18 protein-coding genes and 1 pseudogene are annotated in these 23,765 nt (G+C 65.6%); 7 read left to right on the top strand and 12 right to left on the bottom strand.

What is annotated here, in order from left to right; genetic code table 11:
- The first annotated feature begins 8 nt into the window (after positions 1–8).
- Together ACVOME_RS12280 and ACVOME_RS12275 are read left to right on the top strand one after the other, a co-directional pair.
- Positions 9–2,237, top strand: coding sequence for an RHS repeat-associated core domain-containing protein (locus ACVOME_RS12280; protein WP_279924099.1), 2,229 nt, complete (start codon positions 9–11; stop codon positions 2,235–2,237).
- A 13-nt stretch (positions 2,238–2,250) separates the two neighbouring features.
- Positions 2,251–2,652, top strand: a complete 402-nt coding sequence (locus ACVOME_RS12275; protein WP_164151471.1) for a hypothetical protein — start codon at positions 2,251–2,253, stop codon at positions 2,650–2,652.
- Between the two features lie 120 nt (positions 2,653–2,772).
- Here ACVOME_RS12275 and ACVOME_RS12270 read toward each other — a convergent pair.
- The 4 genes and pseudogenes from ACVOME_RS12270 to ACVOME_RS12255 all read right to left on the bottom strand — a co-directional run.
- Positions 2,773–2,994, bottom strand: a pseudogene (locus ACVOME_RS12270) (transposase); the annotation flags it as partial.
- A 740-nt stretch (positions 2,995–3,734) separates the two neighbouring features.
- Positions 3,735–4,445, bottom strand: coding sequence for a 2OG-Fe(II) oxygenase (locus ACVOME_RS12265; RefSeq protein ID WP_074902476.1), 711 nt, complete (start codon positions 4,443–4,445; stop codon positions 3,735–3,737).
- A 107-nt stretch (positions 4,446–4,552) separates the two neighbouring features.
- Positions 4,553–5,569 carry a class 1 fructose-bisphosphatase gene (locus ACVOME_RS12260; protein WP_053516088.1) on the bottom strand — a complete coding sequence of 339 codons (1,017 nt, stop codon included), beginning with the start codon at positions 5,567–5,569 and terminating at the stop codon, positions 4,553–4,555.
- Between the two features lie 209 nt (positions 5,570–5,778).
- A complete protein-coding gene (locus tag ACVOME_RS12255) occupies positions 5,779–6,981 on the bottom strand; it encodes an amino acid aminotransferase (RefSeq protein WP_053516086.1) in 1,203 nt (400 codons plus the stop codon).
- 171 nt (positions 6,982–7,152) lie between these two features.
- Between ACVOME_RS12255 and ACVOME_RS12250 the strand changes: the two genes are divergently transcribed.
- The gene (locus tag ACVOME_RS12250) at positions 7,153–9,267 is read left to right on the top strand and encodes a TonB-dependent receptor family protein (RefSeq protein WP_481505132.1); all 2,115 of its coding nucleotides are present in this window, start codon (positions 7,153–7,155) and stop codon (positions 9,265–9,267) included.
- A gap of 25 nt (positions 9,268–9,292) precedes the next feature.
- Here ACVOME_RS12250 and ACVOME_RS12245 read toward each other — a convergent pair whose 3' ends face one another.
- Positions 9,293–9,637: a hypothetical protein gene (locus ACVOME_RS12245; protein WP_065182172.1), complete on the bottom strand. Its 345-nt coding sequence runs from the start codon at positions 9,635–9,637 to the stop codon at positions 9,293–9,295.
- Positions 9,638–9,782: 145 nt separating this feature from the next.
- Between ACVOME_RS12245 and ACVOME_RS12240 the strand changes: the two genes are divergently transcribed.
- The 3 genes from ACVOME_RS12240 (at position 9,783) to ligD (ending at position 13,663) form a co-directional block, all read left to right on the top strand.
- Positions 9,783–10,181, top strand: a complete 399-nt coding sequence (locus ACVOME_RS12240; RefSeq protein WP_053516083.1) for a hypothetical protein — start codon at positions 9,783–9,785, stop codon at positions 10,179–10,181.
- A gap of 104 nt (positions 10,182–10,285) precedes the next feature.
- On the top strand, positions 10,286–11,206 hold the full coding sequence (gene ku, locus ACVOME_RS12235; RefSeq protein WP_053516081.1) for a non-homologous end joining protein Ku: 921 nt from the start codon (positions 10,286–10,288) through the stop codon (positions 11,204–11,206).
- A 3-nt stretch (positions 11,207–11,209) separates the two neighbouring features.
- Positions 11,210–13,663: a DNA ligase D gene (gene ligD, locus ACVOME_RS12230; protein WP_322523025.1), complete on the top strand. Its 2,454-nt coding sequence runs from the start codon at positions 11,210–11,212 to the stop codon at positions 13,661–13,663.
- Positions 13,664–13,699: 36 nt separating this feature from the next.
- Here the strand turns inward: ligD and ACVOME_RS12225 are convergent, their stop codons facing one another.
- The 5 genes from ACVOME_RS12225 to ttcA form a co-directional block, all read right to left on the bottom strand.
- Positions 13,700–16,501, bottom strand: a complete 2,802-nt coding sequence (locus tag ACVOME_RS12225; RefSeq protein ID WP_481505131.1) for a TonB-dependent receptor — start codon at positions 16,499–16,501, stop codon at positions 13,700–13,702.
- Between the two features lie 119 nt (positions 16,502–16,620).
- Positions 16,621–17,016, bottom strand: a complete 396-nt coding sequence (locus ACVOME_RS12220; protein WP_481505130.1) for a hypothetical protein — start codon at positions 17,014–17,016, stop codon at positions 16,621–16,623.
- Positions 17,017–17,052: 36 nt separating this feature from the next.
- Positions 17,053–17,832, bottom strand: coding sequence for a M48 family metallopeptidase (locus tag ACVOME_RS12215; protein WP_053516073.1), 780 nt, complete (start codon positions 17,830–17,832; stop codon positions 17,053–17,055).
- 59 nt (positions 17,833–17,891) lie between these two features.
- Positions 17,892–18,797: a recombination-associated protein RdgC gene (locus tag ACVOME_RS12210; protein ID WP_053516071.1), complete on the bottom strand. Its 906-nt coding sequence runs from the start codon at positions 18,795–18,797 to the stop codon at positions 17,892–17,894.
- 36 nt (positions 18,798–18,833) lie between these two features.
- Positions 18,834–19,754 (bottom strand): tRNA 2-thiocytidine(32) synthetase TtcA, encoded by a 921-nt coding sequence (gene ttcA / locus ACVOME_RS12205; RefSeq protein ID WP_262218840.1) that lies wholly within the window; start codon positions 19,752–19,754, stop codon positions 18,834–18,836.
- Positions 19,755–19,845: 91 nt separating this feature from the next.
- Here ttcA and ACVOME_RS12200 point away from each other — a divergent pair, with 91 nt between their 5' ends.
- Entirely contained in the window at positions 19,846–20,049 is a 204-nt protein-coding gene (locus ACVOME_RS12200) for a YdcH family protein (RefSeq protein ID WP_053516066.1), read from the top strand.
- 73 nt (positions 20,050–20,122) lie between these two features.
- Here ACVOME_RS12200 and plsB read toward each other — a convergent pair whose 3' ends face one another.
- A complete protein-coding gene (plsB, locus tag ACVOME_RS12195) occupies positions 20,123–22,759 on the bottom strand; it encodes a glycerol-3-phosphate 1-O-acyltransferase PlsB (RefSeq protein ID WP_065174083.1) in 2,637 nt (878 codons plus the stop codon).
- The gene (locus ACVOME_RS12190) at positions 22,759–23,712 is read right to left on the bottom strand and encodes a hypothetical protein (RefSeq protein WP_164151484.1); all 954 of its coding nucleotides are present in this window, start codon (positions 23,710–23,712) and stop codon (positions 22,759–22,761) included. Before ACVOME_RS12190 ends, plsB begins: the two co-directional genes overlap by 1 nt.
- Between the last annotated feature and the right edge of the window lie 53 nt (positions 23,713–23,765).

Raw genomic sequence — 23,765 nt, 5'->3', positions numbered from 1 at the left:
CCAAGACCATGTCCACAATTGCTTTGGCCATGATGGGGCTCAACACCATCGTCTCGGCCGTGAACTACGACTACGACGAGCTGGGAAGGCTTGTCGCCGAGCGGAATGATCAGGGGCGCAATGTGCGCTATGCCTATGATCTGGAGGATCGGCTGGTGCAGACCACCGATTCCCAGAACCGGGTGAGCCGATACTCCTATGATCCGCTGGGTCGATTGCTCGTACAGACGGATGCGAATGGCGGAACGACACGCTTTGCCTACGACAAGGGTGACCGGCTGGCATCTGTGACCGATCCCCGCGGCCTGGTAACGACCTACCAGACCGATGGATTTGGACAGCTATGGACGCAGACCAGTCCGGACACGGGTCGCACAGACCACGAGTACAACGCGGCGGGCCAGCGCATTGCGACGGTGTTGAACGACGGCAGCACCGTCGGTTACGGGTACGACGGGCTGGGCCGCTTGACCAGCCAGAATGCTGAGGGTCAGCAGCAGACCTATACGTACGACAACTGCGTGAACGGCAAGGGGCGTCTGTGTGCCCATTCGGCTCCAGGTGCAAGCGCGCGCTTCACGTACAACGCCGCAGGACAGCTGGTAAGCCGGACTGACCAGCTTTCGCAGGCGAACACCCTGAGTGAGGGAACTGTCAGCTACACCTATGACAGTATCGGGAGGAACAGCACCGTCACCTATCCCGATGGCACGCTCGCGAAGTACGTCTACAACAGTAGAGGCTTTCCGCAGTCCATGACCCTTACCAAGGGCACGGTGACGCAACAGATTATTGGATCCAGCGTCTACTCGGCCCTGGGAGCGCGGCAACGCATGCCCTTTGGCAACGGCCTGGCGCGCAGCTACGCGTTCGATCAGGGCGGCCGCCTGGAGGCCCAGGCGGTGCGGAATCAGCAGACCACCGCTCTCAGCCGCACGTCATACCGCTACAACGGCGACAACGAGATCATCAAGATCAACGACGATGTGACGAGCAACCTCAGCCAGGTCCTGGGCTATGACGCACTGGGACGCCTGAGTACGCTGACACGAGCTGGCATTGCCTATACGCTTTCCCATGACGCGGGTGGGAACTACACCGCGCTCAACGCAAAAACAGAGGCAACCCGCTACGTCATCGACGCAAGCAGCAACCGGATGCTGCAGTTCATCAACCAGGATGGCACCCGTACGTATCAGTACGATGCGCTCGGCAACAGGATCAGCGAAACATCGGGCAGCCGCATCTCGACGTTCACCTACGGCCCGTTCAACCGGATGATTCAAAGCAACGTAGGCGGGCAACGAACGGACTATCTGCTCAATGCCCAAGGGCAGCGCGTGGGCAAGAGCAGCGCGAGCTCGACCAGTCGCTACTTCTATGCAGGTCAGAACCAGCTTCTGGCCGAACAGACCGGGAACACCTGGACGAACTACCTGTGGTTCGGTGGTGAGCTGGTTGGCATCGACAGGAAGGGGTCGGTGAACTTCGTTCACAACGACCATCTGGGGCGGCCGGAATATGCGACCAACAAGGCGCAGCAGGTGGTGTGGAAAGCGTACAACTATGCCTACGGGCGCAGCGTCCTGAAGGACGATATCGGTGGGCTCAACATTGGTTTCCCGGGGCAGTACTACGACAGTGAGAGTGGGCTCTGGTACAACGGATTCCGTGACTATGACGCGAGCGCTGGGCGTTATGTGCAGAGTGATCCGATTGGGTTGGCGGGGGGGATCAATACGTATGCCTATGTCGAGGGGAACCCGATCAGCATGATCGATCCACTTGGTTTGATCGGGTACCTGTGTCAAAAGGGAAACAATGTCGGTATCTCGATTCCAATCAACTTCCAGGGTGCAAACTCCGCACAGATATCGCAGGCAACGAGGGCGATCGAAAGCGCCTGGAGTGGCAAGATCGGGGCCTACAACGTAAAGACAACAGTGAAGTCCATTCCGGTTTGGCACACCGCCACGACTAACGGAATCGCCATCCGATCCGGAACACGCGAGTCGTATGTGCAGATGCCTTGGGCCAATGAGGGAGTCTGGTATATGCCCGGCCAGTGGGGCGACGCGACATTGGCTCACGAGGCAGGTCACTTGTTGGGTTTGGCTGACTATGGGACCGGAATCATGGGCAGAGATCTCAGTGTTCCGGTGTCCGAGCAGAACATACAGGATCTCCTCGACCCTTCAAATGAGGCCATAATCCGTGTCTGTCAATGTAGTAACTAGAATTTCATTCTCCATGGTTCTGATGGCGATGCTCGGCTGTCAGGCGACCGAAGGTAACACCACACTCAGCCAACGATATGGGATATGCGCCAACCTCCCAGCCGGTGTTGAGTTTCGAAAGGTCCCACCCGGACCTGACTTTGATCTTGGGGTTCTAGAGTCCGAGGGGCATTACGCGGAAGTCTTCATCGGACGTCACCCGAAGTTCTCTCATCGCGTCATCAAGAGGGGCGTAACCGCTACAGATGGATTCGAGCTTTTGGGCCAGGAGTCCGGCGATGGCGTGGAAAGAATGCTGTACGCATATAATCGCGGTGACCCTGAAGGTCCGAGTTACGTCATGTTCATGGCCGTCGATATCCAGCCGATGAAGAAAATTCTGAATGCAAATAATTTTCTTGTGAGTTGCAGGTAAACAGAAGTTCGCAGTCCGTGCCGTTACTGTTAACTCTTTGCCCGAGTTTCAAATCTTTCAGTTCGATCGAGAAGAAGATAATGGTCAAATATAGAAAATACGGCACCGAAATCGGCGGTCTCAACTTTTAAGTGCAACAGGTGATCTGAATGCCTGCAGTTCGGTATTAATGGCCTCTGCAGGTGTCTTCCAGCCCAGCGTCTGACGCGGTCGGGTATTCATCAACCACGCTACAAGGTTGAGATATTCCTGGCTGGCCATGGACAGATCCGCGCCCTTGGGCAGAGACTGGCGCAGCAAACCATTGACGTTCTTGTTGCTTCCACGCTGCCATGGCGGCTGCAGTTGCGAGCATACCCGTTACAGCTAGCTTCCCGTACTGCAGTTGCCTACGCTGTTGGTTCGGCGTTCGGTCGCCAAACTGGACTCAAGGTCGCAGGTCTTGCGGCATATGGATCTGCAATCAAAGCAGCACACAACAATTCTGGCGCATTGGCGGCTGCGGCTGTAGTGGGAGAGGAGATATGCAATTGAAATCCCCATTCAAATTTTCATGCCCCAGTTGTGGTGCTCCGAGGCAGGGCTTTCCGCTTCGCCGTTCGATCGAGAAGAAGGTAAGGACCGAATGCAGTAGCTGCGGAACCGAAATCGTTTCGGAGCTGGGCCACGTTAGATATGCAATCTGCTACGTAATCGCTTTGGTTTCTGTGGCGCCCATTGGTATTGTCCTTGTTGCGGGAATTTTGACCGCACAGTGGCTATGGGTAGCTGCAGCACTCATCCTTGCCAGCCTCATTTGGACGCCGACCATGCTTTTCCATTCGCGGAATGCCAAAGTGCCCATCGCCGACAGGCGACCGGAGCGATATGGGCGAACGCACACGCCAAGCACGTAGCTCCTGGTGGTGCCCCCCCACTGACAGCTTCTGCGTATTCCGGGCGGGGTCCAGTTCGTTGCGATGAATCTGCCGCCGCCGGGCATTGATTGCCAACATGGCAGGACTGCGGTCGGTGCTGCGACTGGAACTCCACACCATATGGTGTGGGATGACCGTCTGATGGGGTAATAAATCAGTGATGCCTCACCCACCCCCAAACAACTTCTGCGCACTCTGGAACAGGATCCAGCTCGTCGCGATGAACTTGTCGCCGCCCTGCGGCCGATTGCCGCGATGGGTGTGGGTGAAGGCGGTCGGGGCGATCAGCAGGCTGCCGGTACGCGGTGCGATCTTGCGGCCCTGGAACAGGAACTCGGTTTCGCCTTCGTCGAATCCATCGTTGAGGTACAGCGTCCACAGTACATGCCGGTGCAGCGTTTCGGCCTGCGCATCCTTCGGGTACAGCTCGCAGTGCCAGTACGGGTAACCGCCCTCGCCTGCGGCATACCACTGCAGGTTGATCGCGCCCGGGCGCAGGCAGGTGCGCGCCAGGTCGGCCAGCTGCTGCTCCGGCATGTCGGGGAAGTCCTCGGCCGACAAGCGTCGCGGCTGGCCGTCGCTGTCCTGGATCTGCAACATCAACGGTGCGATCAGCGCCTGTGGATAACGGCGTAGATAAGTCAGCAGGCCCTTGAACACGGCCTGCTGCAGCTGTACGTCGACGTCCTGCCAGCCCTCCAGGCCGCTGATGCGCAGGTCCTTGCTGTGCTTGAGTTCCGGGAACACGCCGCTGCCGACGGCACCTGGCATCAGCCCGCGGGTGGCACGGAGGCGCTCGACGATGGCAGCGCAGACCTCCGTGGGGACCGCGTTGTGGATGACTTCGATGAAATCGACCGGGCCCTGCTCGTGCATGCGTGCATTCCTTCGGCGGCAAGGGCTTGATGGTGCCGTTTGCCGCCGTCGGTGTCACCCCACGGTCATGTCATCGAACTGCCATGAGCGCGTCCGCAGTGCGCCGCTCAGGCCTGTGCGGCGTCGTGCTGGTGGTGGTAGCGCACCGCCTCGGCCACTTCCTCGCGCGAGCCGAGAAACACCGGCACGCGCTGGTGCAGCTGGTCGGGCTGGATGTCGAGAATGCGCTCGCGGCCGGTCCAGGCGGCACCGCCGGCCTGCTCGACCAGCAGGCCCATCGGGTTGGCTTCGTACATCAGGCGCAGCTTGCCGGCCTTGGACGGATCCTTCCGGTCCCACGGATAGATGAAGATGCCACCGCGCGTCAGGATGCGATGCACATCGGCCACCATGCTGGCGATCCAGCGCATGTTGAAGTTCTTGCCACGCGCACCTTCCTTGCCGGCCAGCAGATCGCCGACATAGGCCTGCATCGGTGCTTCCCAGTGGCGCTGGTTGGACATGTTGATGGCGAATTCCTGGGTGGCCGCCGGAATCTGCATGTTCTCGGTGGTCAGCACGAACTCGCCCTTCTCGCGATCCAGGGTGAAGGCATGCGTTCCGTGGCCCACGGTAAGCACCAGCTGGGTGCTCGGCCCGTAGATGCAGTAGCCGGCCGCGATCTGCTTGCTGCCCGGCTGCAGGAACGCGTCATCGCCCGGCAGTTCGACGTTGGTCGGGCAGCGCAGCACCGAGAAGATGGTGCCGACGGAGACGTTGACGTCGATGTTGGAGCTGCCATCGAGGGGATCGAACAGCAGCAGGAAATCGCCACGCGGGTAGATGTCCGGCACCGGCTGGCTGTGGTCCATTTCCTCCGAGGCGCAGGCGGCGAGGTGGCCACCCCAGGCGTTGGCTTCGAGCAGGATCTCGTTGCTGATGACATCCAGCTTCTTCTGCGCCTCGCCCTGCACGTTGCCGGTACCGGCGTCGCCGAGCACGCCGCCGAGGGCGCCCTTGCTGACGGCGATGGAGATGCTGGTGCAGGCGCGGGCGACGACCGCGATCAGCTGACGCAGGTCGGCATTGATGCGGCCGGCGTGCTGTTCCTGGATCAGGAAGCGGGTCAACGAGGTACGGGACATGGGCGGACAGGTCTCGGCAGCGGGAAAACGCCTATTGTCGCCCGTCTGGCCGCTGCGTGCGTGAGCGCGGGAAGGCGTAATCGTTTCCAGATGCGCTCGTAGCGCCTTCCTTTTGTCGAGGCTCGTGGGAAGGGGAGGCGATGCAGGACACGCTGCAAAAACAAAGGCGCCTTCCGGCGCCTTTGTCTTCAAGCCACTGGAGCGTGGGTTCAGCCCTTGGCGACGGTAGCCACGGCCTTGGCGACATACTCCAGGTTGTTCTGGTTCAGCGCGGCCACGCAGATGCGGCCAGTGCCGACGGCGTAGATGCCGAACTCGTCGCGCAGGCGCTCGACCTGCTCACGGCTCAGGCCGGAGTAGGAGAACATGCCCGCCTGCTCGTTGATGAAGCCGAACTGCGGGGCACCGGCGGCCGCCAGCTTCTCGACCAGGCCCTGGCGCAGCGCGTGGATGCGTTCGCGCATCTCGGTCAGCTCCTGCTCCCACATCGCACGCAGTTCCGGGTTGGTCAGCACACCGGCCACCAGCGCTGCACCGTGGGTGGAGGGGCTGGAGTAGATGGTGCGGATCACGCGCTTGACCTGCGACTGCACGGCCTTGGCGTCAGCGGCGGTCGGCGCCACCATCGACAGTGCACCCACGCGCTCGCCGTACAGCGAGAACGACTTGGAGTACGAGTTGGCGACGATGAAGCTGTCGATGCCGGCTTCGGCGATGATGCGCACGGCGGCGCCATCCTGCTCGATGCCCTTGTCGAAGCCCTGGTAGGCCATGTCGATGAAGGGGAACAGCTGGCGGTCCTTCAGCAGCTGTGCGACCTGCGTCCACTGCGTGACCGTGAGGTCGGCACCGGTCGGGTTGTGGCAGCAGGCGTGCAGCAGCACCACGCTGCCCGGCTGCAGCTTCTGCAGGTCGGCCAGCATGCCGTCGAAGTCGACACCGTGGGTCGCGGGATCGAAATAGGTGTAATCCACCACCTCGAAGCCGGCGGCACTGAACACCGCGCGGTGGTTTTCCCAGCTCGGGTTGCTCAGCGCGACGGTGGCGTGCGGCAGCAGCTTCTTGAGCACGTCGGCGCCGACGCGCAGCGCACCGCTGCCACCGACGGTCTGTGCGGTGGTGACGCGGCCTGCGGCCAGCAGCGGCGAATCCTTGCCGAACACCAGCTCACGCGTCGCCTGCGTGTACGCCGGAAGGCCGTCGATCGGCAGGTAGCCGCGCGGTTTGGCTTCGGCGGCGAGCTGCTGCTCGATCTGCTTGACAGCGCGCAGCAGCGGAATGCGGCCACTCTCGTCGTAGTAGATGCCCACACCCAGGTTGACCTTGGTCGGGCGGCTGTCGGCGTTGTATGCCTCGGTCAGGCCCAGGATCGGGTCGCCTGGGACCAGTTCCACGTTTGCAAAGAAGGACACGGCGGTACTCGTTCGGTAGACGGAAAGGGGGAGGAATTGCGCCACGCGGCTTGCGGCATTTCGGCCGAAAACGGCCCATCGTAACAAAGCCTGTCGGGGCTGGCCGCCACCATCGTCATCCGCAGCCCCGTACCATGGCGTGCGTTGCCGACCGATCCATCAACCTGAATCATGAATCCTGCCCCACGCCGCAATCGCCTGCCCCTGTCCGCCCTGCTGCTGTCGCCGCTGGTCGCGATGGCGGAGCCGTCCACGACCGCCCTGCCCCCGGTGCAGGTGCAGGCAGCCCGTGTGCAGGGGATCGATCCGTTCGCCCTGCCCGCCAGCCAGGACACGGTCTGGATCGATGCTGACCGCCCCGGCACCGGGGCGCAGCTGTCCGAAGCATTGGGCGGGGTGCCGGGCCTGCTGGCCCGCGACCGGCAGAACTTCGCGCAGGACACCCAGCTGTCGATCCGGGGCTTTGGCGCCCGCTCGACGTTCGGCGTACGCGGGGTACGCGTGCTGATCGACGGTGTGCCGGCAACCATGCCCGATGGGCAGGGCCAGCTGTCGCACGCCAGCCTGCTGGGTGCCGAACGCGTGGAGGTGCTGCGTGGACCGTTCTCGGCGCTGTACGGCAATTCCTCCGGTGGCGTGCTGCAGGTGTGGAGCGCGCAGGGCCGGGCGGGCGACCCGTGGCGGCTGCGGCTCAGCGCGGGCGCGGACACGACCCTGAGCGTGGGTGCGCAGCTGCGCGGCGCGGGTCAGGTGCTGGACTACAACATCGCGGTCAACCACTTCCGTACGGATGGCTGGCGCGACCACAGCCGTGCCCGGCGCGAATCGCTCAACGCCCGCGTCGGCGGCGAACTGGCAGGCGGGCGGCTGGAGCTGCTGCTCAACGCGCTGGATGCGCCCGATGCGCAGGATCCGCTGGGTCTGACCCGCGCGCAGGTCGCGGCCGACCCGCGCCAGGCCACCGCCGTCGCTCATCAGTACAACACCCGCAAATCAGTGCGCCAGCAGCAGGCCGGCCTGCGCTGGAGCCGCGAGGCCGGCGCGCAGCGGTGGCAGCTGATGGGCTATGCCGGCCAGCGCTCGGTCACCCAGTATCTGGCGATCCCGCCGACGGCCCAGGCCAACCCGTTGCATGCCGGCGGTGTGATCGACCTGGACAGTGGCTATGGCGGCCTGGACGCGCGCTGGAGCTGGCAGGGCGAGGTGGCCGGCCGACCGCTGGACCTGGTCGCCGGGCTCAGTGCGGATCGCCAGCGCCAGCAGCGCACCGGCTACGAGAACTTCGTCGGCAGCACGCTGGGCGTGCGCGGGCGCCTGCGCCGCGACCAGATCGACATCGTGCAGAACGTGGACCAGTTCGCCCAGGCCTGGTGGCAGTGGAGTCCGCGCTGGTCGCTGCTGGCCGGCGTGCGGCACAGTGCCGTGCGCTTCGAATCGGACGACCGCTACATCACCGACCGCAACCCGGACGACAGCGGCCACCGCCGCTACCGGGCCACCACACCCGTGGCCGGCATCAGCTTTGAAGCCCACCCGCAGTGGCGCCTGCATGCCGCCGTGGGCCGTGGCTTCGAGACACCGACCTTCAATGAACTGGGCTATCGCGCCGACGGCCAGGCCGGGCTGGCGCTGGATCTGGCGGCGGCGCGCAGCCGCACGCTGGAGATCGGCAGCAAATGGCATGCACAGGATGGAATGCAGCTGGATGCAAGCCTGTTCCGCGCAGATACCGACGACGAGCTGGCCGTTGCCAGCAATATCGGTGGCCGCAGCACCTACCGCAACATCGGCCGTACGCGGCGCCAGGGCATCGAACTGCAGTACCGGCAGCCGCTGGCCGAGCAGCTGGAACTGCAGCTGGCCTGGACCTGGCTGCAGGCACAGGTGCGGTCGCCCTATCTGACCTGTGCCGGCAGCGGCTGCCGTGTGCCCGATACCCGCGTGGATGCCGGCAGCCGCCTGCCGGGTGTTCCGCGCCAGCAGGCCTTTGCCCGCCTGGAGTGGACGCCCGCGGACTGGCAGTGGGCGGTGGAGGCCACCGCGAGCAGCGATACCGTGGTGAACGACCTCGCCGACGAACGCGCGCCGGGTTACGCCCTGCTGCATCTGGAAGGGGGCCGCCAGTGGCGGCTGCCCGGAGGTGAGCTGCGGGCCTTCGCCCGGCTGGAGAACGTGCTTGACCAGGCCTACATCGGCTCGGTCATCGTCAACGATGGCAATGGCCGCTACTACGAGCCCGGCCCGGGCCGCCGCGCCAGTGTCGGCCTGCAGTGGTCATGGCGCTGACCTGACCGGCGGCGCCTGCGGGACGTCAGTCGGGCGCCTTGGCCGGCACGAACGGTGACGTCGGGTCGCTGGCCGGGAACGTTTCCTCCAGCGCCTCGTCCTGGTTGTCGCTGGCGTGCTGCTTGCGTTCGCGTCGCTTGAGCGGGCTCTCCTGCCCTCCCCGATGGCGGTCGCCGCCGTCCTTGCGGTCCAGCGCGGCCTGTTCAGCCTCGCGCTTCACCGGCAGATGCTCGCCGGACTGTGCGGCGTCGAAGAAGGGCGCGCCCGTGCCACGGAAGTCGGCATCATCGTTGTCGTGCTTGCCGCGCTGCTCGCCGGGAATTGGCGCACGGTTCTCGCGGAGCGGGTCTCGGGAGGTCTCTCGGCTCATGATCAGGTACCTGCGCATGGGGAGGACCACTACACCTCCACCGAGGTAAAGGCACCGCGAACCCTGCGTCATGAACATCTCTGTCACGGCTGGATAACGCTGCCGCCGGTATTCCTGCCCACCCGACCCGCTGCAGGAGCCGGTCATGCCCCGCCTGGAACGCCCCGCCCCGTCCGTGTTCAACGCCCTGCTCGATCCGCTCGGCCAGCGCACCGCGCAGCGCCGGACGCGTCGCCACGAAGATCCGCAGGCCGTGGCCCAGGATTACCTCCAGTACATGCTCAGCGATTACGAGGAACGCCGTGGTCACGGTCATCGCAACTGGCGTGACCTGTGCCCGGTGTATGCCTTCGCACTGACCACACATGCGGCGGACTGGCCGCGTGGGGATGCGGCCGATACCTGCGAGGAGCTGGCCGAGCATTGGGAACAGATGCGAGGGCAGTCGCGACTGGGCTGGTCCCAGGCGCGGCCGGTGGTGGAAGACGCATGGCGCGCGCTGGATCATATTCCGGCAGCGGCGGTAAGACCCCTGCTGCAGTGACCTGGCCGGGATGCTGCGCGCCGACCCGGCGTGCACGGCATCGACACGGGTGGTTTACACCCGGCACCGGAAGCTGACGGCCCTGCTCAAGCACAGGTGCGCGCATGGCCCGCCCGATCTGGACCGGAACACTCTCCTTCGGCCTGCTCAACGTGCCGGTGTCGCTGATGTCCGGCGAACGCAAGGTCGATCTGCAGTTCCGCATGCTCGATTCGCGCGACCGCAAACCGATCCGCTTCGAACGGGTCAACGCCGATACCGGTGAGGAAGTTCCGTGGAAGGACATCGTCAAGGCCTACGAGTACGACAAGGGTAGTTATGTCGTGCTGGAGGAAGGCGACATCCGTTCGGCGGCGCCCGAAAGCCATGAGACCGTGGAGGTGGAGACCTTCGTGGACGCGGCGCAGATCGATCCGCGCTACTACGAAAAGCCCTATCTGCTGGTGCCGGGCAAGAAGGCCGAGAAGGGCTATGTACTGCTGCGCGAGACGCTGCGCAGCACCGGCAAGGTCGGCATTGCACGGGTGGTCGTGCGTACCCGCGAGTATCTTTGCGCGGTGATGCCGCACGAGCACGCCCTGGTGCTGATGATCCTCCGCTATCCGCAGGAGCTTGTCGATCCGGAGGACCTCAAGCTGCCCACCGGCACCCTGTCCGAGTACCGCATCACCGGCAAGGAAACGGCGATGGCCGAGCAGCTGATCGAGTCGATGGCTGGCGACTGGGATCCGTCGCAGTATCACGACGAGTTCCGCGAGCGCCTGCAGCAGGTGCTCAACAAACGGATCAAGGCCAAGGGGGGCACCACCCGGGTGGACGAAGAGCCTGCACCGCGCGAGGACGCCACCACCAACGTGGTCGATTTCATGGCCCTGTTGCAGAAGAGCCTGGATGCGAACAAGCGAACCCCCGCGAGCAAGACGACCGCGCGCAAGGCGCCGGCGAAGAAGGCGGCCGGCAAGACAGGCAGGAAGACCGCGAAGAAGGCAGCGAAGAAGGCCGCGCCACGGCGCAAGGCAGGGTGATCCATGTCGCTGCATCAGTACCGGCGCAAGCGTCGGCTCGGCGGCGGCAACGGGCAGACGCCGGAACCGGACGACCAGCCGGCGCCGGGTGATCCGAAGCGGCGGCCGATCTTCGTCATCCAGCTGCACCACGCCAGTTCGCGCCATTTCGATTTCCGCCTCGAAATGGACGGCGTGCTCAAGAGCTGGGCGGTGCCCAAAGGGCCATCGCTGCGCGTTGGCGAGAAGCGGCTGGCGGTGGAAGTGGAAGATCATCCCCTGTCCTATGCCGGCTTCCAGGGCGATATTCCCGAGGGCCACTACGGTGCTGGTCACGTGGAGGTCTTCGACCACGGCACCTGGGCATGCGCGGGTGATCCACTGCAGGCGCTGGCAGCGGGCAAGATCGATTTCGTCCTGCATGGCCAGCGGCTGGCCGGGGGATGGAAACTGGTGCGGACCGCGATGAAGGGACGCCAGGTGCAGTGGCTGCTGATCAAGCGCGAAGACAGCGAGGCCCGCGACGCAGAGGCCGACGACCTGCTGCACGCGCCATTGCGTGAACACCCCGGGAGCGCGAAGAAGATGACGGACAGGAAGACACGCAAGGCGGAGTCGCGCTGGCACGCGCGCGCGCTGAAACTGCAGGGCGCCCGCGACCGCCCGTATCCGCGTGCATTCAAACCACAACTGACCGACCACCGCGATGCCGCGCCCGATGGCGATCGCTGGCTGCACGAGATCAAGTGGGATGGCTATCGCCTGCTGGCCGATCTGCACGGCGGTGAAGTGAAGCTCCGCTCGCGCAACGGGCTGGACTGGACCGGGGACTTCCCTGAAGTCGTGCAGGCCGTGCAGGCGCTGCCGGTTGATGACGCGCGCCTGGACGGTGAACTGGTAGTGCTCGACGAGAAGGGGCGCAGCGATTTCGCCGCCCTGCAGCGGGTCATCGATGGCAGCTCGAAGGCGCCGCTACGCTACCTTCTCTTCGACCTGCCCGGCGTGGCGGGAGTGGACATCAGCGCGGCACCGCTGCTTGAGCGCAAGACGCTGCTCAAGGCGTTGATCGGCGACACGCCCGGAACGCTGGCGTTCAGCGATCACGTGCTCGGCCATGGGCCGCAGGTCTTCGCCGCCAGTGGTAAGGCCGGGTATGAGGGCATCGTCAGCAAGCAGGTGGACGCGCCCTACGTCAACGTGCGTGCGCGCAGCTGGGTGAAGGTCAAGCATGAGGACACCGATGAGTTCCTGATCGTCGGCCATACCGCGCCGAAGGGCTCGCGCGTGGGGTTCGGATCGCTGCTGCTGGCAACTCCCGACAAGGACGGCCTGCGCTACGTGGGTCGCGTCGGCACCGGCTTCGACGATGACAGCCTGCGCGCGCTGGCGCGGACGCTGAAGCCGTTGGCGGTGGAGGACGCTGCGGTGGCGCTGCCCGCGCACGTCCCGTTCCGCGCCGCCAGCGTGCACTGGGTGAAGCCAGTGAGGGTGGCGGAAGTGGCCTTCCGTGGCTGGGGCAAGGAGGGGCTGCTGCGACAGGCCAGCTTCAAGCGGCTGCGCAGCGACAAGAGCGGCGAGGATCTGGCGATGCCTGCAAAGACCACGAGCAGCGACGACGCGGTTGCCATCAGCCACCCCGAGCGTGTGGTCTTCGCGAAGAAGAAGATCCGCAAGGGCGACGTGGCCGACTACTACCGGCAGATGGCGCGCTGGATCCTGCCCGGGATCGTGGGCAGGCCCCTTTCGCTGCTGCGCTGCCCTGATGGCGCGGGCAAGGCCTGCTTCTTCCAGAAGCACCACGGCCCGGGCCTGGGCGACGCCGTGCATGCGGTCCCCCTGCAGCAGAAGAGCGGTCGCGAGGACTACGTCTACATCGACGATGTGCGCGGCCTGCTGCAGCTGGTGCAGATGAACACGCTCGAGCTGCATCCCTGGGGCGCCACGGTCGCCGATCCCGAACATCCGGACCGGCTGGTATTCGATCTGGACCCCGGTGAGGGCGTCGGCTGGAACGAGGTCAAGGCCGGCGCGCGCGACGTGCGCGACCGGTTGCAGGAGATCGGCCTGCGCAGTTTCGTGCGGCTGTCCGGCGGCAAGGGCGTGCATGTGGTGGTCCCCCTGCAGCCCGCCGCCGACTGGGAACAGGCCAAGGCATTCTGCGAGGCCTTCGCGCAGGCGATGGCACAGCAGGCGCCCGAACGCTATGTGGCAACGATGAGCAAGGCCAAGCGCGGCGGTGTGATCTTCATCGATTGGTTGCGCAATACGCGTGGCGCGACCAGCGTCTGCTCCTGGTCGCTGCGTGCCCGCGAAAGTGCGGGCGTGGCGGTGCCGCTGCGCTGGGAAGAGCTTGCGCGGATCAAGGCGGCCGACGCCTTCCCGCTCGACAAGGCGCTGGCACGGGCCAAGCGCCTGAAGGCCGATCCGTGGCAGGGTATCGATGCGGTGAAGCAGACCCTGCCGTCGCTCGATCTGTAGGGCCGGGGCATTGGCCACGGCCCTGCAGCGGCGGGCTCAGAAGTCCGCGCGGATGCCGAAGGTGATGCGACGGCCGGAGAACTCGTACTGGGTCGGGAAGGCCTTGTCGATGGTGTAGCCGGTGGTCTTCTCGTCGAGCAGATTGATCGCCTCCAGGTTCAGCTTCCAGGTGTCGGTGAGGCGGAACCCGATAGAGGCATCGAGCTGGCCATAGGCATCGCGGTAAACCGGATACATGTTCAGATGGATGTACTCGACGTACTTGTCCTTGTAGTTGTACGAGGCGCGCGCGCTGAAGCGATCGTTCTCGTAGTACAGGGTGACGTTGTACGCCTTCTCGGCCAGGCCTTCCGGCGGCGTCGGGATATCCAGGTCGGATGCACCGGTCAGCGAATTGTCGAGCTGGGTGTAGTTGGCATTGATGCCCCAGCCTTCCAGCGCCGGGTGCAGCATCGACAGCGGCAGCTGCGCGACCAGTTCCACGCCGGTCACCTTGTACGAGCCATCGGCGTTGACCGGCTGGTAGACCTCGAAGTCGTAGTAGCCGTCCAGCGAACCGTTGGCGTTGAGTTTCTCCACGTTCGGCACGATGCCGGTCAACGACTGCCGCACTACGCCGTCGATCTTCTTGGAGAAGTACGACGCGGCCAGCAGGCCACCGTTCTGCAGGTACTTTTCCAGGCCCACTTCCCACTGCCTGGCGGTGGTCGGCTTCAGTGCCGGGTTGCCGTCCATGAAGCGGAAGCTGCTCCAGCTGACGGTGCGGCGGTAGGCAATGTCGGTCAGCGACGGACGCATCAGCGTTTCCGAGGCAGCACCGCGCAGCACCAGGCCGTCGGCGATCTCGGCGGTCATGTTGAAGCTGGGCAGGATCCTGCTGTAGTCGCCGCTGCTGGAGATCGGTGTGGCGGTGAAGCCGTTGCTGCCATCCGGGTTCTGCACCGGATGGAAGCCTGACGAATCGACGTCGGTGTCGATCGAACGCACGCCGAGGTTGGCGTACACCGGTACCTGTCCGATATCGAAGTAGAGATCGGCCATGGCATACAGGGCCAGGGTCTTCTCCTTCACCTCGTAGTACTGGCCCGGATCGATCGGGGTTTCATAGCCCGGGTAGCGGAACGTGGCGCGCGCATAGGCGTTGGAAACCTGCTGCCAGTCCAGGTCGCTCGGGCGATACGCACCACCCGGTGCCAGCTGGCTGATCCACACCGGGTTGCTGTCGGCCAGCGTGCGCGTATTGACCCACGCGGCGCTGCCGGCGGTCGGGCCCTGGATCTTGCCGCTGCCGAACGCGCGTTCCTTGGTCTTGTCGGTGTAGCGCGCGCCGAACTGCACGCCGCTCAGTGCCGGGAAGAAGGCCAGGTTCATCTGCCGCCTCAGGTCGAGCTGCGCGGCGTACTTGTCATCCTTCACCTTCTCCAGCTCGGTTTCGTACGCTTCGAACAGGTACTTGTCCGCGGCGTTGTACATGTCGAAACCGCCGGTTGTGCTCGGCACGGTCTCGCCGCCGTTGCGGGTCCAGCGCGTGCGCGACGGCGCGTAGGCCACATGCTTGAGGTTGGCGTAGTCCGAGTCCTTGCGCGCGCCGGAGTAGCCGACCAGCGCGTCGATGTCCCAGTTGCCCACCTTCCAGTCCAGCGTGCTGCTGAACTGACGGTAGTCGGTATTGGCGTTGCGTTCCTTGCTTAGGATTTCGTGCTGGGTGGCGGTGTAGGACACGTCCTTCAGCACGGTGATGCCGTAGGCCGACAGCGTGTCACGGTCGTAGTCGTGGATGGTGTCCAGCGTGCTGCGGCTGGAGGCCGAGTACGCTGCGGCATCGTACTCGTCCTCGTGTGTGTCGTAGCCGCCGAGCATGGCGTCGAAGCTGAGCGAGAACGTGTCGCTGGGCTTGAACTGCAGCGAGGCGGTGGCGCCCCACTGGTCCTGCTCGTTGAGGTAGACGCGGTCGCCGACCTTGTCCTGGAAGACAATCCGGCTGGTTTCATCCTTGTCCATCCGGTTGCTGACGACGATGCCGGCATCGCGCGCCAGCACCGCGGCGGCCTGCGAACCGCGCGTACCCGACGCCTCCAGGAAGCGGCCCATGGGACGGAAGTTGATGCCTGAGTTGGAGTCGGTGCGGTTGCTGCGCTTGGCCTTGGAGAACGACACCAGGCCGCCCCAGTTGCCCCAGGTGTCACTGGCGAGGAAGGAGATCTTCGGATCGATCTTGCCGTTGATCGAGTTGTGCGAAGCTTCGGCCGACGCACTGAACTTCGGCTCGGGGAAGTCGAATGGCTTGGCCGTTTCGATGTAGACCGAGCCGGCGATGCCGCCTTCCTCATCGGCGGCGGTCGGCGACTTCTGCACGGTCACCGTCTGCACCACGTCCGAGGCGAAGATGTCGAACTGCACGTCGCGTCCGCCACTGCCGGACGCCGTCGCCAGGTTGTTGATCGAGACCAGGGTGAACTCGCTGGGCAGGCCGCGCACGCTGACCCTGCTGCCCAGGCCCTTGTTGCGTTCGATGGTGACGCCCGGCATGCGCTGCAGCGCTTCGGCGAGATTCTGCTCGGGAAAATCGGCCACGTCGGTGGCGACGATCGAGTCGGAGAAGCCGATGTTGGCGCGCTTCAGGTCGACGGCGCGCTCCAGGCTCCGTGCATAGCTGCCGGTCACGGTGACCGTGTCCAGCTGCTGCAGCTGTTGGCGGGTATCGCCTTCGATCGCCTCCTCGGCCATCGCTTCGACGGGCAGCACGGCCAGGCCGCCGATCAGCACCGCATGCACGGCGCGGGACAACAGCTTCGCTTGGGGGGCCGCGGTGGCGGCCTCCCGGGTCTGGTAACGCATCGGATGATTCCCCGGTTCCCTGTGGTGTCTTACGCCGCGCCTGTTCCCGGGTTCCGTGGGTACAGGCCCCTGCGCCGCGTTGCCGACGTTCGGCGGGCACCGAGCCTAGGGGGAGATTGTTAAGCCTGTGTTGCGCTGCGTGAGGGCCGGCGTCCGAACCCCCATCCCAGCAGCAGCTGCACCGGCAGTGATACCAGCAGGCCGATGACGAACCAGCGTGGGAAATCCGCGCCGAGCGTCCACAGGCCGTAGCCTGCGCCCAGCACCAGCAGCGACCAGATCGAGGTGCCGTGCGCGCGCGGCCAGCAGGGCGCGTAGTAGGTGGCGAAGGCGATCGCGGCGATGCCGCCGAGCACGGTGAACGCCAGGTCCCAGCCCAGCTGCGCTTCGCTGCCGGGATGCAGGCCGAGCAGCGCAGGCAGCCAGCCACCGGCACTGGTGACCAGGGCAAGCGCGAGCAGCGCGCCAACCAGGGCGACGATGGAAAGAAAGACAGTCTTGAGCATGCCGGGCATGGCCGCATTGTACGGCCGGACCGGCAGGGTGATGGCTTACAGCAGCTGCCTCAGCATCGCCTTCAGGCGTCGCCCTTCCTGCTGGAAGTAGTCGCGCTGCTCACGCCAGGCCGGGAACCGTTGCTCGACCTCCTGCCAGAACGCCGGCGAGTGGTTGGGCTGGATGAGGTGGCAGAGCTCATGCACCAGCACATACTCGAATGCCTGCGGACGCCCCAGGACCAGCGCAAGATCCAGGGCCATGCTGCCATCGGGAGCCAGCGAACCCCACTGCGAGGACATCACCTTCAAGCGCAGGCGGCTGGGTGCCCGTGGCAGGCCGGGCAGGTAGCGCGGCAGCCAGCGGCCCACGTCGGCGCGGGTCTGCGCCTCGAAGAACTCGCGCAGCAGACGGCGCAGGGTCGCGTCACCGGCACGGGTCGGCCACTGCAGGCAGGCGCCGTGCTCGTCGATGTCCAGGCGTGCGTAGCGGCCTTCCTGCCAGCGCAGCGGCAGCAGCTCCCCGCGCAGGGGCAGCACCCCGTCCACGCCGGGCTGCAGCGGTGCGGGCAGGCCCTGGCCCTGGTACTGGCGCAGCTGCAGTGCCAACCAGTCGCGATGCTGCTCCAGGAAACGTTCGCCCATCACCAGGCTGGCGCGCGGCGGCAGGGTCAGGCGCGCGCCGCGTTCGTCGACGCTGAGCTTGATGCGGCGCGCGCGCGGATCGCGTACGCGCAGCACGTCGATCTCGGCATCCTCCAGGCGCAGGCGAACGGTATCGCGCTGCACGGTGGCGGGCGGTGTGGGCGAGATCAGGCGGCGCAGCAGGCGGCTCATGCAGCCAGCATAGCGCTGCTTCGGGCCGCTGGATGACCGGCGGCCCACGCGGTGCCTGTTCAGTCAGCCTTGCTGAGCTTGAACGCCTCTTCCAGCAGCAGGAACAGGCGGCGGATCTCGGCGCTCTGCAGGGCGAACCGTGCGTCGAACTCGGCGCGACGGCCGTCCTCGTCGGCATGCTCGAGCTGGTCCAGGGCGCCGTCGAGGAACTTCAGCTTGCGCACGATCAGGTCGTCGCCGATGACGAAGGACAGGTTGTCTTCGAAGATCAGCGCCAGCTTGGTCACCTGCTTGCCGGCGTCCAGGTGCTTGTCGATCTCGTCGCAGCGCAGTTCCTGGTGCTGGCACTTGACCACCGCACCGCCCTCCACCGGATCCTTCATCTCGCACTCCTCGCCCAGGCTGAGCCCGGTCGGCAGCGGTTCGCCGGCAATCCAGCCGGTCAGGATCGAACGCGGCGCGACTTCGGCGTTCAGCGGCATTGCCGGGAAGCTGCCGAGCAGGCCACGGATGTCGGACATGAAATACTCGCCGGTCTTGCGGCTGGAGGTATCCACCGCGACGTAGCCGTGCTGCAGGTCGATGAAGGCGTCGTTGCGCGAGGACTTCACGAAGGCGCGCGGCAGCAGTTCATGCAGCAGGTCGTCCTTCATGCGCTTGCGCTCGCGGCCACCGGGGCGCCGGCCTTCCTTTTCCTCGATCTCCTCCAGCTTGCGCTCGAGCAGGTCGTTGACCACGGCTGCCGGCAGGATCTTGTCCTCGCCGCCAACCGTCAGCCACAGGTGCTCGGCGATGCGGTGCGAGAGCAGTTCCTTCTCCTCGCGGCCGAACGGTGAAATGAAGCCGCGCGAATTCATCTCCAGCGCGCCGACCGGCTTGAGCACGGCGTGCGGCAGCAGCGTATCGATTTCAGAAAAATCAGTGGCGGTCGGGAAACGGAAGAACGTCAGGTTGCGAAAGAACATGGATTTCCGGATGGCAAAGAGAAAGGGCGACCGACCTTATGCGGTGGGCGTCTCGGGATCTGCGTCGGCGTCGACCGGGGTACCGGCCAGCCAGGCATGGGCATCGGGCAGCGGTGCGTCATCGCGACGGCCCAGCGCCATGAAGTCGAACAGGGACGTGTCGGCCAGCTGCGAGGGCCTGACCTGGCCCATGGCGCGCGCGATCTGCTCGATGCGGCCGGGGTGGTCCCTGTCCCATTGCTTGAGCATCAGGCCGACCTGGCGGCGCTGCAGGTTTTCCTGGCTGCCGCACAGGTTGCAGGGGATGATCGGGAACCGGCGTGCCTGCGCGTACGCGACAATGTCGCTTTCGCGCACGTAGGCCAGCGGCCGGATCACCACGTGCCGGCCGTCATCGCTGCGCAGCTTCGGCGGCATGCCCGACAGCTTGGCGTGGTGGAACAGGTTCATGAAGAACGTGGCCACCATGTCATCGCGGTGGTGGCCGAGCGCGATCTTGGTGAAGCCATGGGTCTCGGCATGGTGGTACAGCGCGCCGCGGCGCAGGCGCGAGCACAGCGAACACATCGTCTTGCCTTCCGGAATCACCCGGCTGACCACTGAATAGGTGTCCTGCTCGATGATGTGGTACGGCACCCCGAGCCCGGCCAGATACTCCGGCAGCACATGCTCGGGGAAGCCCGGCTGCTTCTGGTCCAGGTTCACCGCCACCAGTTCGAACGGCACCGGTGCCTTTTTCTGCAGCTGCACCAGCATGTCCAGCAGGGTATAGCTGTCCTTGCCGCCGGACAGGCAGACCATGATCCTGTCGCCGGCCTCGATCATGCCGAAGTCGGCGATCGCCTCGCCCACCTGACGGCGCAGGCGCTTGGCCAGCTTGTGCTGCTCGCGCTCGGCCGCGCGCGGATCGCGGGGCGCGCGCGGCAGGGGATCGGGAAGGGAGATCACGGCACTCATGCCTGCCATTCTACCGGCTTGGAGCGGCCCCGGCCGGGGAACGGTCCGGCCCTCTCCCGGTGGTCATCATCGCTGTGTATGCTCGGAGGCTGTGGACACCTACAGCCCCGCCGAGATCGCCGAACGCCTCGCCGCCCTGCGCGCCGAGCACCGCTTGCTGGATGAACAGATCACCCGCATGGCGGCCAATGGCGAGGACGAGCTCGAGTCCAAACGCCTGAAGCGGCGCAAGCTGCAGCTGAAGGACTGCATCACCCGGCTGGAAAGCCTGCAGATTCCCGACGAGCCGGCGTGAGCCGGGTTCGGGTGGGTGCCAACCTTGGTTGGCACAGCTGAAAGGTGTGTGGACCAAGGTCCACACCCACCGTTCAATCCTGCGGCGCGGGCTCGTCCGGGCGTGCGGCTTCCGGGCTGACCCGCTCGATGGTGTGGCGCAGTTCGCGACCGAGGATGAACTTGGCGTCCTTGGCCCAGGCATCCAGGCGCTGGTCGAACAGCAGCTTGCTGTTCTCGTCGGGCCATACCAGGCGCAGTTCGCGCAGCTTCTGGATGAAGCTGCGGAACAGGGCTTTGTCGAAGAACTCCGGTGCCGCCGGCGCGTAGAGCAGGCTCAGGCGCTGTGCGGCCTGCTGGCACAGGCTTTCCAGTTCGGCGGCGCCGAGCGTGCCCGGCCCGTTCTTCACCAGCACCGAAATGGCGATGTAGTAGCGCTCGAAGGCCTGCTGCAGGGAGTGGCCGATCGCACGCAGGCGGAACACTTCGTCGGTCTGCCCGGTGTTGCGGGCAAGAATGCCGCCATCGTCCTCGTTGACGTTCTGCAGCAGTCCCTCGCGCACGAACACGTCGATGGTCTGGTCGATGCGCTGGGCGAATTCGTCCTCGGTCCACGGCAGGAACAGCTCGGCCTGCAGGAACGGGTAGACGGTGCGGCCCAGCTGGACCAGGCCGGTGCGGCTCATGCGGCGGTTGTTCTGGAAACAGCACGCCACCCACGAGGAGGCGGTGAACAGGTGCAGCACGTTGTTGCGGAAGTAGCTCAGCAGCACCGCGGTGTCGCCGCTCACACTGAGCACGTCGCCCAGCGGGTGCTTGATGCGGGTAAGGACGTTGATCTCTTCGGCGTGGGCAATGATCCGCTCCGGCGAATGCGGAGTCACCGTCACCCGGTCCGAATACGGCATCTCGACCAGCAGGGTCTTGCACAGTTCGATCTGCGCGATCAGGTCCGCCTCGCCCATTGCATGCTTGGGCGTGGACAGCAGGGCCAATGCCAGCAGATTGATCGGGTTGACGTCCGCCGCACCATTGATGCGTTCCTGGATGCGCTCGGCCAGTGTATCGACAGTGGTCGACAGCCATGCCGGCTTCTCGTCTTCCGGCACCGCCTCACCCTTCCACTCCGGCGCCTTCTCGGCCAGCACGTCGTTCAGCGCGATCGGCTCGCCGAAGTTGACCACCACCTGCCCGTAGTTCTGCTTGAGCACCTTGGGGATGCCCCACAGCAGCTGCCAGATCGATTCCTTTTCCTTCGGTCGGCCGGAGAGTTCGTCCAGGTAGCTGCCGCCTTCCATCAGCTTCTCGTAGCCGATGTAGACAGGCTGGAACAGCACCGGCTTGCGCGGCTGGCGCAGGAAGGCGCGCAGTGTCATCGAGATCATGCCGCCCTTGGGCTGCAGCAGGCGGCCGGTACGCGAGCGGCCGCCCTCGACGAAGTACTCGATGGAATAGCCACCGGCCACCAGCTGCGCGACGTACTCGCTGAGCACCGCCGAGTACAGCGCGTTGCCGCGGATGGAGCGGCGGATGAAGAACGCGCCGCCCTTGCGCAGCAGCGTGCCGACCACCGGCAGGTTGAGGTTGATGCCGGCCACGATGTGCGGCGGCACGATGCCGCGGTCGTACAGCAGGTAGGACAGCAGCAGATAGTCCATGTGGCTGCGGTGGCTGGGCACGTACACCACTTCATGGCCCGGCGCGGCCGCCTTGAACTTGTCCAGATGGTGAACCAGCACACCGGCATAGATCCGGTTCCAGACATGGCTGAGCATGAAGCTGGCCGAGCGCACCACCGGGCTGGAATAGTCCGCAGCGATTTCCCAGGCGTAGGCATGCGCCTTCTTCCAGGCATCGGCCGGCTTGGAATTGTCGCGCTTGGCCTGCGCGGCGATCGCTTCGCGTACCGGCTCGGCGGCCAGTACCTGGTCCACCAGCAGGCGGCGGGTGGAAAGGTCCGGGCCGATCACCGATTCGCGGATACGGCGGAAATGGGTGCGCAGCACGCGTTGCAGCTTGCGCACCGTGCGCTCGGGCTCCAGGCCCTCGTTGACGGTGGAGCGCAGCGAAATCGGCGGAGCGAAGCGGACGATGGTGCTGCGGCCGTTGAGCAGGACCGCCAGCAGGCGGCGGAAACGGCCGACCAGCGCCCAGTTCTCCGAGAACAGTACGGCAAACCACCCGCTCTGCTTGTCCGGCGCGCGGCCGACGAAGATCGACACGGGCACCAGGTGCACGTCCAGATCCTCATGCACGCGATGCGCCTGCAGGACTTTGGCCAGCGAATCGGAATGGGTCTTGGCGCCACGCTGTTCCGGAATCAGCGAGTTGCTGGAACTGCGCCGCGACAGTGCCAGGTAGGCGCGTTTGCGACCGGTCGGGTCGCCGGCCAGCGGCACCAGCGGTGAAGGCAGGCCCGCCTGGCGGCACGCCTTGTCCAGGATCAGCGCATTGGACAGCCCGTAGTCTTCCAGCACGTACATCACCGGACGGCCATCGTTGTACTGGCCCGGATCCTCAGGTTCGATCTTCAGCGACAGCCACGGCTCGACCAGGCGGCCGAGCAGCCGTGCCCACAGCGGGCGGCGGCCAGGAGGACGGGCGTGCACGGGCGGCGGCACCGGATTCGGGCCGGTACTGGTCGAGGGGGACGCCAGCGCCGTTTCGGCGGGCGTCGACTGGGATTCTTCGCCGGGGAACGGCAGCGGGTTCTGTTTCGACATCGGCGCCATTATGGCTTAGGCGGCGGCATTGCCGCTTCTTCGCCTGCATCGGCGGGTTCGGCCGGGGCGGGCGCGGCTGCCGCACGGGCCGCGTCGGCCTGGCGCAGTATCGCGTCGGTATCGGCCAGAGTGCGGGTCAGGTACCAGTGACCTTCGCGCCGGCTCAGCGGCAGCTGCAGGGTCAGCTCGCGCCCGGCCAGGTCGTACTGCAGGCGGACCAGCGCGTTGTCGCCCTCCAGTGACAGCACTTCGCCGCGGATGCTGCGCAGGGCTTCGTCCACCCCCAGCCCGTAGCTGGCCAGCACGGCCTTGAGCGTGTGGATGAACGGCGCCAGCTGCTGCAGGCTGCCTTCCATCCCCGCGGCCTGCAGGCCGGCATCATCCTCGAAGCCGACCTGGGTGGCGGCGCCGACGAGCGCGGCGATGCTGCTGCGCGCCCGTGCGCGATCGCTGATCGGTGCGCCCTGCGCCCAGCCGGACAGGGCCTCCACCAGGGCGATGTAGTGGGCCTGCTGGCTGGGCGTGTATCCCTTCTGATGGCGCAGGTACTGCACCCCGAAGTTGCCCATCGACTGCGCGGCCTGGCGCACCGCGCCGGACTGCCCGGCCAGCTGGCGGTCGAAACTGCGCTGCAGTTCGGCACTGGCGCCGGGCCTGCGCAGGGCGGCCAGCATCGGCAGCAGCTGGTCACCCAGCGGCAGTTCGGTCAGCGGCCATTGGCTGTGTCCGTCCGCCCAGGCCTGCTGCAGCCGCTGGTACTGGCTGGGGGGCACCGACAGCTTCGCGTAGCCGAGCAGATCGTCCTCGGCCAGACGCTGCGACATCGCCTGCACGGCGGCCACCGGTTCGGCTGCCGGTCGGGCCGGATCACTGCCTGGCTCGCGGCACGCGGCCACGGCCAGCAGCACCATGGCCGCCAGCCCCCACCCTCGTGCAGACTTCGTTCGCACTACCGTGCTCATGCCTTCGGACTCCCCGGACCGGTCCGCATCTTGCGGCCTGCAAGGTGACAGCG

It is taken from the genome of Stenotrophomonas sp. STEN008 (genome assembly GCF_056760435.1).
Note: the sequence above shows the minus strand (reverse complement) of the source record. Positions and strands in the feature narration are given on the sequence as shown.